The 13,035-nt window shown below is 47.2% G+C and carries 16 protein-coding genes; 5 read left to right on the top strand and 11 right to left on the bottom strand.

The window, feature by feature from the left end; genetic code table 11:
* Positions 1 to 166 precede the first annotated feature (166 nt).
* Both RHEIN_RS15430 and RHEIN_RS15425 read left to right on the top strand, forming a co-directional pair.
* Positions 167 to 2,869, top strand: a complete 2,703-nt coding sequence (locus tag RHEIN_RS15430; protein WP_008899907.1) for a TonB-dependent receptor — start codon at positions 167 to 169, stop codon at positions 2,867 to 2,869.
* Positions 2,870 to 3,132: 263 nt separating this feature from the next.
* The gene (locus tag RHEIN_RS15425) at positions 3,133 to 4,611 is read left to right on the top strand and encodes a phosphoesterase (RefSeq protein ID WP_008899906.1); all 1,479 of its coding nucleotides are present in this window, start codon (positions 3,133 to 3,135) and stop codon (positions 4,609 to 4,611) included.
* Positions 4,612 to 4,636: 25 nt separating this feature from the next.
* On the opposite strand, the gene RHEIN_RS15420 is transcribed toward RHEIN_RS15425, so the two are convergent.
* From RHEIN_RS15420 to RHEIN_RS15395, 6 genes are all read right to left on the bottom strand, one after another.
* Positions 4,637 to 4,996, bottom strand: coding sequence for a VOC family protein (locus RHEIN_RS15420; protein ID WP_008899905.1), 360 nt, complete (start codon positions 4,994 to 4,996; stop codon positions 4,637 to 4,639).
* 48 nt (positions 4,997 to 5,044) lie between these two features.
* Positions 5,045 to 5,479, bottom strand: a complete 435-nt coding sequence (locus tag RHEIN_RS15415; RefSeq protein WP_040555273.1) for a hypothetical protein — start codon at positions 5,477 to 5,479, stop codon at positions 5,045 to 5,047.
* Between the two features lie 75 nt (positions 5,480 to 5,554).
* Complete coding sequence (locus RHEIN_RS15410; RefSeq protein ID WP_008899903.1) at positions 5,555 to 5,935, bottom strand: DUF2065 family protein; 381 nt, start codon at positions 5,933 to 5,935, stop codon at positions 5,555 to 5,557.
* An 18-nt stretch (positions 5,936 to 5,953) separates the two neighbouring features.
* Positions 5,954 to 6,502 carry a DinB family protein gene (locus RHEIN_RS15405; protein ID WP_008899902.1) on the bottom strand — a complete coding sequence of 183 codons (549 nt, stop codon included), beginning with the start codon at positions 6,500 to 6,502 and terminating at the stop codon, positions 5,954 to 5,956.
* 1 nt (position 6,503) lies between these two features.
* Entirely contained in the window at positions 6,504 to 6,905 is a 402-nt protein-coding gene (locus tag RHEIN_RS15400; protein WP_008899901.1) for a VOC family protein, read from the bottom strand.
* Positions 6,902 to 7,282, bottom strand: coding sequence for a hypothetical protein (locus RHEIN_RS15395; protein WP_008899900.1), 381 nt, complete (start codon positions 7,280 to 7,282; stop codon positions 6,902 to 6,904). Before RHEIN_RS15395 ends, RHEIN_RS15400 begins: the two co-directional genes overlap by 4 nt.
* Before the next feature lie 151 nt (positions 7,283 to 7,433).
* Between RHEIN_RS15395 and RHEIN_RS15390 the strand changes: the two genes are divergently transcribed.
* The 3 genes from RHEIN_RS15390 to RHEIN_RS15380 all read left to right on the top strand — a co-directional run bounded on the left by RHEIN_RS15390 (position 7,434) and on the right by RHEIN_RS15380 (position 8,683).
* Positions 7,434 to 7,766, top strand: coding sequence for an iron chaperone (locus RHEIN_RS15390; protein WP_008899899.1), 333 nt, complete (start codon positions 7,434 to 7,436; stop codon positions 7,764 to 7,766).
* A 150-nt stretch (positions 7,767 to 7,916) separates the two neighbouring features.
* Entirely contained in the window at positions 7,917 to 8,189 is a 273-nt protein-coding gene (locus RHEIN_RS15385; RefSeq protein ID WP_008899898.1) for a type II toxin-antitoxin system TacA family antitoxin, read from the top strand.
* Positions 8,189 to 8,683, top strand: coding sequence for a GNAT family N-acetyltransferase (locus RHEIN_RS15380; protein WP_008899897.1), 495 nt, complete (start codon positions 8,189 to 8,191; stop codon positions 8,681 to 8,683). The genes RHEIN_RS15385 and RHEIN_RS15380 overlap by 1 nt, the downstream gene beginning before the upstream one ends.
* On the opposite strand, the gene arsJ is transcribed toward RHEIN_RS15380, so the two are convergent.
* The 5 genes from arsJ to RHEIN_RS15355 form a co-directional block, all read right to left on the bottom strand.
* Complete coding sequence (gene arsJ / locus RHEIN_RS15375) at positions 8,680 to 9,900, bottom strand: organoarsenical effux MFS transporter ArsJ (RefSeq protein WP_008899896.1); 1,221 nt, start codon at positions 9,898 to 9,900, stop codon at positions 8,680 to 8,682. The genes RHEIN_RS15380 and arsJ overlap by 4 nt on opposite strands.
* Before the next feature lie 152 nt (positions 9,901 to 10,052).
* Positions 10,053 to 11,066 (bottom strand): ArsJ-associated glyceraldehyde-3-phosphate dehydrogenase, encoded by a 1,014-nt coding sequence (locus RHEIN_RS15370; RefSeq protein WP_008899895.1) that lies wholly within the window; start codon positions 11,064 to 11,066, stop codon positions 10,053 to 10,055.
* A 26-nt stretch (positions 11,067 to 11,092) separates the two neighbouring features.
* On the bottom strand, positions 11,093 to 11,593 hold the full coding sequence (locus RHEIN_RS15365) for a phosphatase domain-containing putative toxin (RefSeq protein WP_008899894.1): 501 nt from the start codon (positions 11,591 to 11,593) through the stop codon (positions 11,093 to 11,095).
* Positions 11,590 to 12,636, bottom strand: a complete 1,047-nt coding sequence (arsB, locus tag RHEIN_RS15360) for an ACR3 family arsenite efflux transporter (RefSeq protein ID WP_008899893.1) — start codon at positions 12,634 to 12,636, stop codon at positions 11,590 to 11,592. The genes RHEIN_RS15365 and arsB overlap by 4 nt, the downstream gene beginning before the upstream one ends.
* 33 nt (positions 12,637 to 12,669) lie before the next feature.
* The gene (locus RHEIN_RS15355; protein WP_008899892.1) at positions 12,670 to 13,020 is read right to left on the bottom strand and encodes a metalloregulator ArsR/SmtB family transcription factor; all 351 of its coding nucleotides are present in this window, start codon (positions 13,018 to 13,020) and stop codon (positions 12,670 to 12,672) included.
* Between the last annotated feature and the right edge of the window lie 15 nt (positions 13,021 to 13,035).

The following is a 13,035-nucleotide window of genomic DNA, read 5'->3' as shown; positions in this document are numbered from 1 at the left end:
CCTAAATACGGCTTAAAGCAAGACCACCCCCTAACACTGTAAAAAAACCTTCATAAAATTCTCTGTCCATAAATCACTGGTCGTTGCTCTTTAGGGGGACTGCTGCGCATTTGCGCCTGGCAGATTTACTTAATCAGCTTAACTAACCAGGAATAATGGATTAATTATGAAGACGAATCTTCGCAAGAGTCATCTGGCTTTGGCCGTTCTGGCTGCACTTCCGACTTTTTACAGCCCTGTAGTGTTGGCCCAATCTGCTGCTGAAGCTGCTGCGGCAGAAACAGAAGTTATTGAAGTCAAAGGTTTTCGCAGCTCCATTATCAAAGCAAAAGATCTGAAGCGTGAAGCGATGATCGCGCAGGATTCGATAGTGGCGGAAGATATTGCGGATTTCCCTGATCTGAACCTGGCTGACTCACTGCAACGTGTGCCTGGTGTCACTATTACCCGTGAAGGTGGTGAAGGGCGGCAGATTTCTTTGCGTGGTTTAGGCCCAGATTTCACCCGTGTTCAGGTCAACGGTATGGAAGCTTTAGGTACTTCGTCTTCGCCTATGGATGCGCGTGGTGGTGTGTCCCGTACCCGGGCTTTTGACTTTAATATTTTTGCCTCTGAGTTGTTTAACCAAATTGATGTAAAAAAATCCTTTTCTGCCGATCAGGAAGAAGGTGGCATAGCCGGTACTGTCAATTTACGTACCGCCAAACCTTTTGATTACGACGGCGCTCAGGCAGCTGTTTCTGCTCAGCTTGGCACCAACAGCAACACCGACAGCACAGACCCTCGTATCGCGGCTTTATTGTCACAAACCTGGTCAAATTTCGGTGCGCTGGTGTCTGTAGCGTATAGCGACAGAGCCACCAATGAATATGGTACTAATACCACGCGCTGGCGCCGTGAGGGTGGCAAAAAAGCTGCCGATGCCAGCAACACTGAACTCCAGGCCGAGCTGGATTCAGGCGAATTATGGTTCCCGCGTGGTCACCGTTATTCGGTTTGGGAAAACGATCAAAATCGTTTAGGTATTACTGCTGCTTTACAATACAAACCTAGTCAGGATTTCAGTCTGGTGCTGGATTTAATGCACGGTAAACTGGAGAACCAGTTGTCTGAACATCACATGGCGGTGAAAGATAACTCTGTAGTCAACGACTTAGTCTGGCGTGAGAAGAACGGCGAAAAAGAAGTGATTTATGCCGATTATAAAAATGCAACCTGGCGTAATGAAAACCGTCAGGATCGCAACGAGTCGGTATTTAATCAACTGAGTTTAACGGCTGACTGGACTTTAACTGACGACTTAACAATGAGCGCTATGCTTGGCCACAGTTCGTCAGATTACGAGCAACCGAGAGTCAATAAACTGAATATCGAAGCCAGTAAAAAAGTGAATATTATTACTGATTTCACGCAAGACGCTTTTTATGGACAGAGTTATTCACCTGACTTTGATGTGGCCGCTCTGGATGGTTACACAGTCAAAGACTTGTACTTTCAGTCGAACTTTATTTACTCCGACTTTGACAATGCCAAACTGGATTTTGAATACCACTTAACCGACAGCTCGAGCCTGAAATTTGGTGCGAATCATAAGAAATTCACCAACTCAGGCTTTGAGCGGGTAGCGCAGAATTTCCCAACCAATGCAGCCACACCACAAAATCAGGGCGTAAAAACACTGACGGCAGAGCAGGTGCAGGTATTTAACGGTCATCCGGATCAAAGCTGGTTACAAGGTGATATGGCGGCTTTGCAGGCTTTTTATGGCCTGACGAACTTTGCCTTAACCGATGAACATACAATAGAAAGCTCAGCCTATGATATAGCGGAAGAAACCCAGGCCGCTTATCTGGTGTACGACACAGAATATGATGTGGCAGGTATGCCGCTGCGAGCCAACATAGGTGTGCGTTATTTCACTACGGAGCTGAGCTCAGAGGGCTTGTCCAAAGGTATTCCAACCACAATGGTGCGTGATTACTCCGACTATTTGCCTAGCCTGAATGTTACCTACGAATTTGCTGAAGATGTGATCTGGCGTACCGGTCTGAGCAAAAACATGACCCGTCCTTCGTTAGGTGCTTTGGCCTTTTCGGCCAATGTCAGCCAAACCTCTTTAGGCGAAAACGATATAGGTCAGATTTCAGTGGGTAACCCACAACTGAAACCTTTTGAATCCAATAACTTTGATACAGCAGTGGAATGGTACTTTGAAGATATAGGTCTGGCTTCAGTGGCGTTGTTTTACAAAGACATTGATAACTTTATCGTCACTGAAACTCAGCAAATCGTGTACAGCGAATTAGGTCTGCCAGCGCAGTTATTGCCTGTAGGTAAAACTGTGGATGATATTTTTAACGTATCGTCGCCACAAAACTCTGATTCTTCCAGCATCAAAGGTTTTGAACTGGCGATGCAACGCGACCTGGATTTCCTGCCAGCGCCATTTAATAACCTGGGCGTGATCGCTAATTACACCTGGGCAGATGGCAATACCTTGTATCGCAACGTCGAAAACTCAGGTGAAGATCAAGTCAAACCTTTTGCTGGTTTATCGAAGCAGAGCTACAACTTCACGCTCTATTATGAAACAGAACAGTGGGGTGGCCGTGTAGCAGCCGCTTATCGCAGCGATTACATCACAGGTGTGGAAAGTGGTTCTATCGACGATGACGAACGGGGTTACCATGCCACAACTCACGTGGACTTCTCTGCGTTTTACCGCTTAAGCGAGCATGTAAAACTAAACATTGAAGCCATGAACCTGACCAATGTGCGTGATGAGTTGTATAGCGATTCCAACGACAGAGCCTACAACACCACCTTTAGTGGACGGACTTATATGGCAGGGGTGACAGTGCAGTTCTGACTATAGCCTCGTACTTGAAGCTGCAGCTTTGTTGACCGCGCGCTCTCGCCCCAGTCACATAGGTTAACTATGCTCCTGGGGTCTCAAGCACTTGTCGCCTCGCTGCAGCACCAATTACTTTGGCTTAAATTCGAGAGAGGCGGGGCAAGCCCAGCCCCTACGGTTCTCCTGATAGTTTCAGGTTTGTTGTACGAAAAAAGCCCTGATTCTATTGAATCAGGGTTTTGCTTTAACCCGATTTTCCCAGCAGTAAGGTGTAGTGAGTGAAAACTTTTGTAGTGAATAAAAAGCAGATTGGCCTGGCCGCTGCTGTGATTGCGCTCATAGCGTCGTGCCAACAGGTTCAGCTGGAGCAAAAGCCAGAACAAAGTAAAAGCTGGCTGGCCGGCGATCATCATGTGCATACCCATTACAGCGTGAAATGGGATAACTCTGTGTTTCCGCCCACGCCCATCATTGGGGGAGATGCCAAATATTCAACAGCATTGAATGCACAAATGGCCGCACATTATGGTTTAAGCTGGATGGTCGTTACCGATCACGGCGGGCCAAATCGCGCCAAGCTGGCGTTGGAGCAGGCTTATCCTGAACTTGTGGCTTCACGTAAAGCCTTGCCGCAGATTTTGCAATTTTACGGTATGGAGTTTGATGTGCCGGGCAATAGCCCTGGTGGTCGCCATGCCAGTTTTATTATGCCGCACAGCCCGACAGAAGCAGAGCAGCTGTACCAGATAGAAAGCCGTTACAACGGCCGTCAGGGCGTACCGCCAGGGCCGGAAAAAGCTGAAGATGCTTTTATGCTGCAAGCCTTAAAAGCCATGAATGAATTACCGGATAAGCCTTTGCTTTTGGTGAATCATCCGGCGCGTTTAGCCACTGGTTTTCGGCAGTACAATAAAGTGGCCCCAGCACAATTACGCGACTGGCAAGATACAGCACCTGATGTAGTCATCGGTATGACGGGCGCCGAAGGCCATCAGGCTGCGACTTTAAATCCGGATGGCAGCACAGACCCAAACGCCTTTCGTGGCGAATACCCGCATTACCCAACTATGGGTGGTTATGACCAGATGACCGCCCGTTTAGGTGGGGTTTGGGATAGTTTATTAAGCGAAGGCAGGCACTGGTGGGTAACAGGAGTGTCCGACAGTCATGGTCATTACACAGACGGCTGGGCTGATTTCTGGCCAGGCCAATACGCCAAAACTTATGTCTACGCCGATAAAAACTACGACAGTATTTTTGCGGCGCTGAAAGCAGGCCAGGTTTTTGTCACTACTGGCGATTTAATAGATGCGCTCTTTGTTGAAGTGGCAGTAAAAAACTCCACTAAAACCGCCACAGCGGGCCAGACGCTAACTGTAAAACCTGACGATGAGCTTGTGCTGCGGGTGCGTTTTCGCGACCCCAACAGCAACAACGGCGGCGGTTTTAACCCAGAAGTTGAACGAGTGGATGTGATTCAGGGTTTTATCAAAGGCCCGGCCTCAGAGCGAAATAGCGACGAAGCACCAGATACCAAAATAGCCAAACGTTTTTATCCAGCCGACTGGACTAACAAAAACGGCTATAACCAGTTTGAGCTGCCACTGGGGAAAGCAAGCACCAGCCAATATCTGCGCTTGCGTGGCACTAATAATAAAAACGAACTGGAACCAGAGCCTGATGCCAAAGGCGAAAACCCCTGGTTCGATTTATGGTTTTACAGCAATCCGGTGTTTATTAAAGTGGTTCAAGACTAAGCTCAATCCGACTTAGTCCTGAACTTTACACCTGACCTTCAGACCAGACCGCAAACTCATTGCCGCTGGGTTCGGTAAAATGAAAACGGCAGCCGCCCGGGAAGTCAAAAATGGCTTTAATGATAGTGCCGCCGTGTTGTTGCACTTTGGCTAAAGTGGCATTGATATTTGCACTGTAAAACACCAGTAAAGCGGCGCCTGTTGCAGTAGTGGAGCTTTGTTCTGAACGGAAAAATCCGCCGTCTAACCCTTGGTCTGAAAAGGCAATATAATCCGGGCCATAGTCGGTAAAACTCCAGTCAAAAGCCGCGCTAAAAAATGCTTTGGTGGCGGCTAAGTCTTTGGCTGGGAATTCGACGTAGTTTAATTTTCCATCCTGATTCATGGGTGCTTTCCTTTAAAACAACTCACTAAAATTTTTAAGACTGTCGCTTTAGCTTCCGATAGAGGGTTTTGGCTGCAACTTATTACCAAGCAAGATACCAAGCCAGGCCATGGGCAGATAAGCCAGCAGCAGGTCCAGACTGATAAACCAGACAGGAGCTGGGATCATATAACTGGCGGCTATACCACCACAGAGAAAAAATACGCCAATCACATAGGCAAAACGGTTTTTGTGACTGGCCGCAATCAGATAAGCCACTAAAGCGCCAACCAAAGTACCCAGGGCATGCGCCAGAAAAGGCATAATAAAATGCTGGGGTTCAAACAGATGTATGCCAAGGCTCAGGCTTTCAGCGTTATTCACATCAACTCCAGCAGGAGGTGGAATAAGCATAGGACTGATGCTGACCAAGAGCATATTGACCGCTGCACCTGCCACTACACCTACAAGGATGGCGAGCAAGTTTCGGAGTAGTGTAAGCATATAGATGATCTGCAAAGGCTTGTTTAGCATTTAAGGTAGATGAGTTCTGACCACTGAGCAATAACCAGAGTTGAATCAGTGCCACTGCGCCGTAGCGGCATAGATCAAAGCCAAAGATAAAACCACAGAAAACATGCCAATCCAGTGGAAGTAGTTTTTGCAGATCTGAGCGGACTGCACAGCAAACTTTTTATGTAGCCTGGGCGGAGTCAAAGCTAAACCAAGGCCTACCACTAACAACACCAAACCTATGGCTTTGAACAATAAGGGAAATTGGCTATCTGCGGCATAAGCTACAAAAATGCCACCGGCAATCAGTCTGCTACTCACTTCAAAAGGATGAAAATAAGGCTGCTCACTGAAGCTGATAATACCTTGGGCAAAAGCATGGGGCCTGAACAACATGATCAGGCTGAAGAGCAGCATCAGCACAGCAAAAGCAGTGATAAAAAACATCAGATCCCTTTTGGGGTTTTAGACAGCATCAAGGGGTTCGTTATCAATCAGCATCAACAGATCCGTGACTCCGACATCCAGACCCATCTGAGAAAATAAGGTTGTCAGTTGGCCGCGGTGGTGAGTTTGGTGATTAAACAAATGCTGCAGCAAAGACGCAAACCGCTTTTGCATCAGCTCGCCTTTCATATTGGTGTAAGGCAACACCTGCTGCAGATGTTGCTCATTCAGTTCGGCGCACAAGGTTAAAAGCAGGCTATCCAGTTGTTGGCGGCTCTTATGCAGCTGATTAAAATTTGGATACAACATCTGATCAAGGGCAGCAGGGACAGGGAAATTGCTGAGCTGTTGCAATACCCTGGGCGGGTTGGCAAGCTGCTGATATCTGTTCAGCCAGATTAAATCGGCTACCAGCAGATGATTCAGAGTACCGGCGACAGATCCAAAAAATGCACCTCTGTGCTGTAACCACTCGTCGGCGCTAAGTGCTGATGCCAGCTGATACAAAGTGGCATTCATCCGTTGATTGTAAGATGCAAGCAAACAGAAGTTGTGTAGCAGTGACATACTATTCCTTAGAAAAAAACTGTTCGCGTTTTTCTTCCATTAAACCCACTAAATTGCCATCCGGGTCGCGGACAAAACCAGTCCACAGCTGATGATCCGGCATGTGTGCCGCCAGTGCAGGTGCGCGTTCGGCTTTGGCACCACGACTAAGAATGCTGGTATACACAGTTTCAATATCAGACACTTTAAAATACAAAATTGAATTGGCACCGACGGCTCCGGCTCCTTGTGCTGTGCTCAGCATCAAGCGAACCCCGCCCGCATTCAGAAAAGCCAATTGCGGGCCAGCGGAAAACAAAAACTCCAGCCCCAGGCTATCCCGATAAAAAGCCAGAGCTTTTTCAACATCACTGACAGTAATGGCAATTTGGCTTATGGTGGACAAATGGGTGTTTGTTGTCATTGATGGTCTGCCTCTTCGCTTACTATGGCTGTAAATATCTCAAATAAAGCAAGAGATGCAAAGCCGATAACACAAGCTGTGATGGGGAAATGGATAAAATCTAAAACTGAGGTGGAAGATGAGGTTACAGTTTCTTCTCTTCCGACCAACCAGGGATAAAAAGCAAAAAAGAAGAACAGTAGCGAAGGTAAGGTAAATGCCACTATTCGCGCTGGTTGTGTTGAAAAGCCGGATGACAAAGACAACAAAAGTGCTGTCAGAAAAGGCGATAGGGTAAGCAATAAAATGACGGGTTCAGTCACTTTAAGTTTTAAGCCAATCACAGTGAAAATTAACAGGGCTAAAATAAGGGTTCGGTAAATAGTGATCTTTTTCATCTGCCATCCTTGGGTGAGCCGAAGCAAAATCTGTGTTTCAGATCCAACACTAAAGTAGTTTTCCTGCTTTGGCAACGATTGCCAGAGCAAGCAATAGCTTGTAGTTTGTAAGCTAAGCTTTAACCCATAGATGCAAAAAAGGAGTATGACTATGGACCTGGCGGATTATCTGGCCGCTTTACCTGAGCAGCGCAGGCTGAGGCTGATGGAGTTGATCACTGAAATTAAGCGGCTCTATCCGGACGCACAGGAAAGCTTGTTGTATAGCATGCCCACTTACCAGTGGCAACAAGGCTGGGTGGCCGTGGCTAATCAGAAAGCTTATGTCTCTTTATACACCTGCTCGGCTGAACATTTACTGCAGTTTCAGCAAAAACACCCAGGCATCAAATGTGGCAAGGGTTGTATTAATTTCAAAGATAAAGACCCGTTACCGCTGCAGGATCTGCAACAGGTGATCATTAGTGCGATGACAGCCTCTTAGCCCGGTCATTGATCGACGTAAAAAGAGCACAATGTTTCCGCTATATGTATGTTCTGTCATACAAGGTGCCACTTTGACACGCGGCTTGATCTTTTATCAGGAGAGGCAGATAATTTATCAAAGTGCCACTTTGGCACGGGAGATTAAATAATGGCGACTACACCACCTCGTATTACAGCAAGAGTTGATAGTGAAACCCAAAACTTGCTAGCTAAAGCTGCGGCTATCACAGGAGTATCGAGCATAAATTCTTTTGTGCTGAGCGCAGCAGTTGAGAAAGCCAAACAAATTATTGAGCGTGAGCAAAAGCTGAAGCTTTCCGAACGAGACGCCTTACTGTTGATGGAAGCGCTTGATAACCCGGCTAGTGTTCATACTCATCTGGCGGCTGCATTTGCCCGTTATGAAGGCAAAGTTCAATAATGCAAAGCCTGTTGCTGGATAAATCGAAACACGACAGAAATAGGTTTAATTGTGGCATCGATGCGTTAAACAATTACTTAAAAGTCATGGCAAGCCAGCAAAGTAAAAAAGACAATACCCGTACTTTTGTGCTTGAAGATAAAACCAATTCCCAACACATTGTCGGTTTTTATACCCTGAGCATGACTCCGGTAGATATGCAGAGTCTTCCGGCGGCATTGCAGAAAAAGCACCACTCTTCAACATCAGGTGGCCTGATAGCACGGCTTGCTGTGGATGAAAGATACAAAGGCCAGAAAATAGGTGAGTGGTTATTGATTGACGCACTTAAAAAACTACTGCAAGCCAGTGATTCAGTAGGTTTCCCTATCATTATTGTGGATGCAAAAGACGGAGCCAAAGGTTTTTATCAAAAGTATGGCTTTCGCTCCTTTGAGGATGCTGAACATAAGCTTTTTATCACCATAGCGGATGTGCGGGCCAGTTTTGGCTAAATGGCATCATTGTTTTTCTGTTCAGCTTTAGCCTTAGGCAAAAAGCAGGACAACAGCACAGTGGCCAGAATAAAACCGCTGGACCAATACAGGCAGGCTTCCAGTCCTTGGGTTTGATACAAATAACCCGACAACAGAGTGCCAATTAAGCGGCCCATGGCGTTGGCCATATAATAAAAACCTACGTCCAGCGATACACCGTCGGTTTTGGCATAGCTGACAATCAGATAGCTGTGCAAGGACGAATTAATGGCAAACACAGCGCCAAATAACAGCAGTACAGAGACTAACAAGGTTTCCGTTGGGAAGGGTAAAGGTAATAGTTTCGCCAGCACAGCCGGGATCAGACAAAGCGCTAAAGCCCAGCCCACAGCAGCCCAACGGCCCGGTACTTTGCCTGCTTTTTTACCTGTAATGAATGGAGCCAGGCTTTGCACCACGCCATAACCAATAATCCACAATGCCAAAAAAGTGCCTATGGCCTGTTGGCTCCACGCCAGTTGCTGGGCTAAAAACAGCGGCAGCGCTATAACAAACCATAAATCGCGCGCGCCAAATAAAAATAAACGGGCGGCGGATAACAAATTAATAGGGCCACTTTTCGACAGCATGTCTTTAAATTTGGGTTTGTAACTACTTTTGCCTAAGTCTTTTTTCAGCAGCACTAAACTGAGCAACCAAACCAAAGCTAAAGCCCCAGCCATGACGGCCACAGCGGCTTGAAAACCCAGTTGAGTTAATAAAAAACCGCCAATAAAAAAGCCAACACCTTTGAGTGCATTTTTCGAACCTGTCAGTACAGCTACCCATTGATACAGCTTGCTTTGGGAGTCCTGCGGCACCAACAATTTAATCGAGCTTTTGGCACTCATTTTGTTTAAATCTTTGGCGACACCAGACATTGCCTGAGCGGCCATCACCCAGGGCACTAGTAGCCACTCCGTTGGAACCAATAACATCGACAGCGCTGCTATTTGTAAAAACAGCCCTATATTCATGGTTTTATTCAAACCAATACGAGCGCCCAACCAGCCACCAAACAAGTTAGTGATCACGCCAAACAACTCGTAAAACACAAATAACGAAGCGATTTCCAGAGGGCTGTAGCCAAGTTTATAAAAATGCAGCAGCACCAGCATACGCAAAGCGCCGTCTGTCAGGGTAAAAGCCCAGTAGTTGCCTGTAACGACGAAGTACTGCTTGATTGCTGCTGTCATTTTACTCTTCCTATTTGGTGCCGCAGCGTTGTTGCCTGCGTGCTTTCGCCCAATCACATAGGACAACTATGTTCATGGGGACTCTCTTACTTGTCGCCTAGCTGCAACCTCAACTAGTTTGAGTAAAAACTAGTCTGCGGTTGTTTGTTGTATCAAACCTGATCGGCTAAACCAACCAGTTTAGCCAACTCCACTGTGCGGTTAGCGTAGCCCCATTCGTTATCGTACCAGGCATAAATTTTTACCTGAGTGCCGTTAATCACCATAGTGGATAAGGCATCGATAATGCTGGAACGCGGGTCTGTTTTATAATCGACTGACACCAAAGGCCGCTCTTCGTAGCCCAGAATATCTTTCAGTTCTTGCTCGGAAGCCGCTTTTAATAAGGCGTTTACTTCTTCTGCCGTGGTGGCGCGTTCTACTTCAAATACGCAGTCGGTAAGTGAGGCATTAGCCAAAGGTACCCGTACTGCATGACCATTTAAGCGGCCTTTGAGTTCGGGGAATATTTCGGTAATAGCAGTAGCTGAACCTGTAGTGGTTGGAATTAAGCTGCTGCCACAAGCGCGGGCGCGGCGTAAGTCCTTATGCGGTGTATCCAGAATAGACTGAGTATTAGTTAAGTCGTGAATAGTGGTGATAGAGCCGTGTTTAATGCCCAGCTTTTCGTGGATCACTTTCACCACAGGAGCCAGACAGTTAGTGGTGCAACTGGCAGCAGTCACTATCTTATGCACTGCGGCATCAAACAACTGATGATTTACTCCCATCACCACGTTTAATACACCGGCTTCTTTTACAGGCGCGCTGACCACTACACGTTTTACGCCCTGATCTAAATAGCCCTGCAGCTGGGCTGAGCTTTTCATTTTTCCCGAGCATTCAATGACTATATCGCAACCCGACCAATTAGTGTCTGCAATAGCTTTATTGTGCGTGACTGCAATACGCTGGCCTTTGATCATAACTGTATTGCCTTCGGCTTCAGCCTGATTTAACCAGCGGCCATGCACTGAGTCGAAGTTCAGTAAATGGGCAAAAGTTGCAGCGTCACCCGCCGGGTCGTTGATTTGCACAAATTCAAATTCAGGCCAGTCAAAGGCGGCGCGTATTGCCAAACGGCCAATACGGCCAAAACCATTAATACCTACTTTTATTTTTTGCATTTTGTTTGTCTCCGCTAAGAATTCGTTTAGGCCGATTGTTCGGCAAGGCTTTGAAAATACGCCTGATGGGGGGCTAAGGTCAGTGCGTAAGGCCGCAAAGCCTGCACTAAAGCTTGGGTTTTGGCTTTGCTATAACCCAGTTCCAATAACAGCTGAGCTGCAACTAAACCTGTGCGGCCCGATCCACCTTTGCAATGAATAGCCACTGTGCCACCTGCGTGTAGCAGCGGCAGTACCACGGCAGAGGCTGCTGGCCAGTTCTGCTGAAAGTCTTGCTCAGGCGCATGATCATCTGCAATAGGCAACTGAAACCACTGAATGCCGGCTGTTGCACAGAGCTCTGGTAGTTGGTCTGCATTATTCAGCTGCATTTCAGCTGTGGGCATCAGGGTTAATAGCACCTGGGTACCAGCTGCTTTTAGCTGCTGCACTGAGCTGGCTAAATCCACCCCTTTAGTACCAGGGCAAGGCGTAAAAATAAGTCCGCCGCCTTGGGGCAGTGGTAATAAATCAAATGGGTGTGTCATGCTTGAGTGTCCTTTGATAAGTCTGCATTTGGAAAATAACGGCGGGTTTTATTGGCATACCACACCAGAGATAACATCACCGGCACTTCCACCAGCACACCAACCACTGTGGCTAAAGCAGCACCTGAGTGCAGGCCAAATAAGGAAATAGCCACAGCAACCGCCAGTTCAAAAAAGTTAGAAGCGCCTATCATGCTGGCTGGGGCTGCTATGTTGTGAGGCAATTTCAGCCGGCAGGCACTGTAATAACTCAAAGCAAAAATACCGTAGGTTTGCAGTAACAGCGGAATAGCAATTAACACTATGGCGACAGGCTGGCTCAAAATAGTGGGGGCCTGCAAACCAAACAGCAGTACTACTGTGGCCAGTAAACCCAATACAGACCAGGGTTTAATCCGGGCCAGAAACTGCGGCAAGGCATCCGGGTTGGGGTTTTGCTGCAGTTTTTTTCGGGTCAACACACCAGCCACTAAAGGCAACACCACATACAAAAGTACAGATAACACTAAAGTGGGCCAGGGTACGCTGATATCCGACACGCCCAGCAGCAGTGCTGTAATAGGAGCAAAAGCAAACACCATGATCAGATCGTTCACCGACACTTGCACGAGGGTGTAGTTGGCGTCACCTTTGGTCAGTTGGCTCCAGACAAATACCATGGCAGTGCAGGGCGCAACGCCGAGTAAAATCATGCCTGCTATATATTCAGTGGCTGTTTGCGCATCCACCCAGTCGGCAAATAAAACACGGAAAAACAACCAGCCAAGTAAGGCCATGGTAAAAGGTTTAATCAGCCAGTTCACCACCAAAGTCAGCACTAAACCTTTAGGTTCGCGGCCCACTTGTTTAATGGCTGAAAAATCAATTTGCACCATCATGGGATAAATCATTATCCAGATAAACACAGCAATCACCAGATTCACATTGGCATATTCTAAAGCGGCGACTGCATTAAACAGCTCTGGTATCAATGAACCCAAAGCCACACCCAACAGAATACCAAGCCCCACCCAGACCGATAAATAGCGTTCAAATAATCCCATTCGTGTCGCTCCGTGTTGATGCTGTAGTTTGATTTAACAACAGCCTTTTTGCCGCTCTGGCCTGTCACCCATCTGACAAAGTTGCTGCTGGTTTAATGCCAGCCAACCAGAATTTGCGGCCGCTGTCTGTTGCAGACACAACAGAGCCCAGTCTGGCAGTTCAGGATTTAAACGGTAATAGACCCACAAGCCTTGTTTGCGGTCGAGCAGAATGCCATCGCGGCGCAACTGGGCTAAATGGCGGGATATTTTGGGCTGGTTATCGGCTAAAGCGGCCACCAGTTCACAAACACAAAGCTCCTGTTCATGCTGAATAAGCAGCAAACAACGTAGCCGGGTTTCGTCCGAAAGAGCTTTAAAAAAGGTGACAGGCTCAAGTAGCATGATTGAAATCCGTAT

This window comes from Rheinheimera sp. A13L, from assembly GCF_000217935.1.
Taxonomy (GTDB): domain Bacteria; phylum Pseudomonadota; class Gammaproteobacteria; order Enterobacterales; family Alteromonadaceae; genus Pararheinheimera.
The sequence above is the reverse complement of the archived record's forward strand: the minus strand, read 5'-3'. Positions and strand labels throughout refer to the sequence as shown.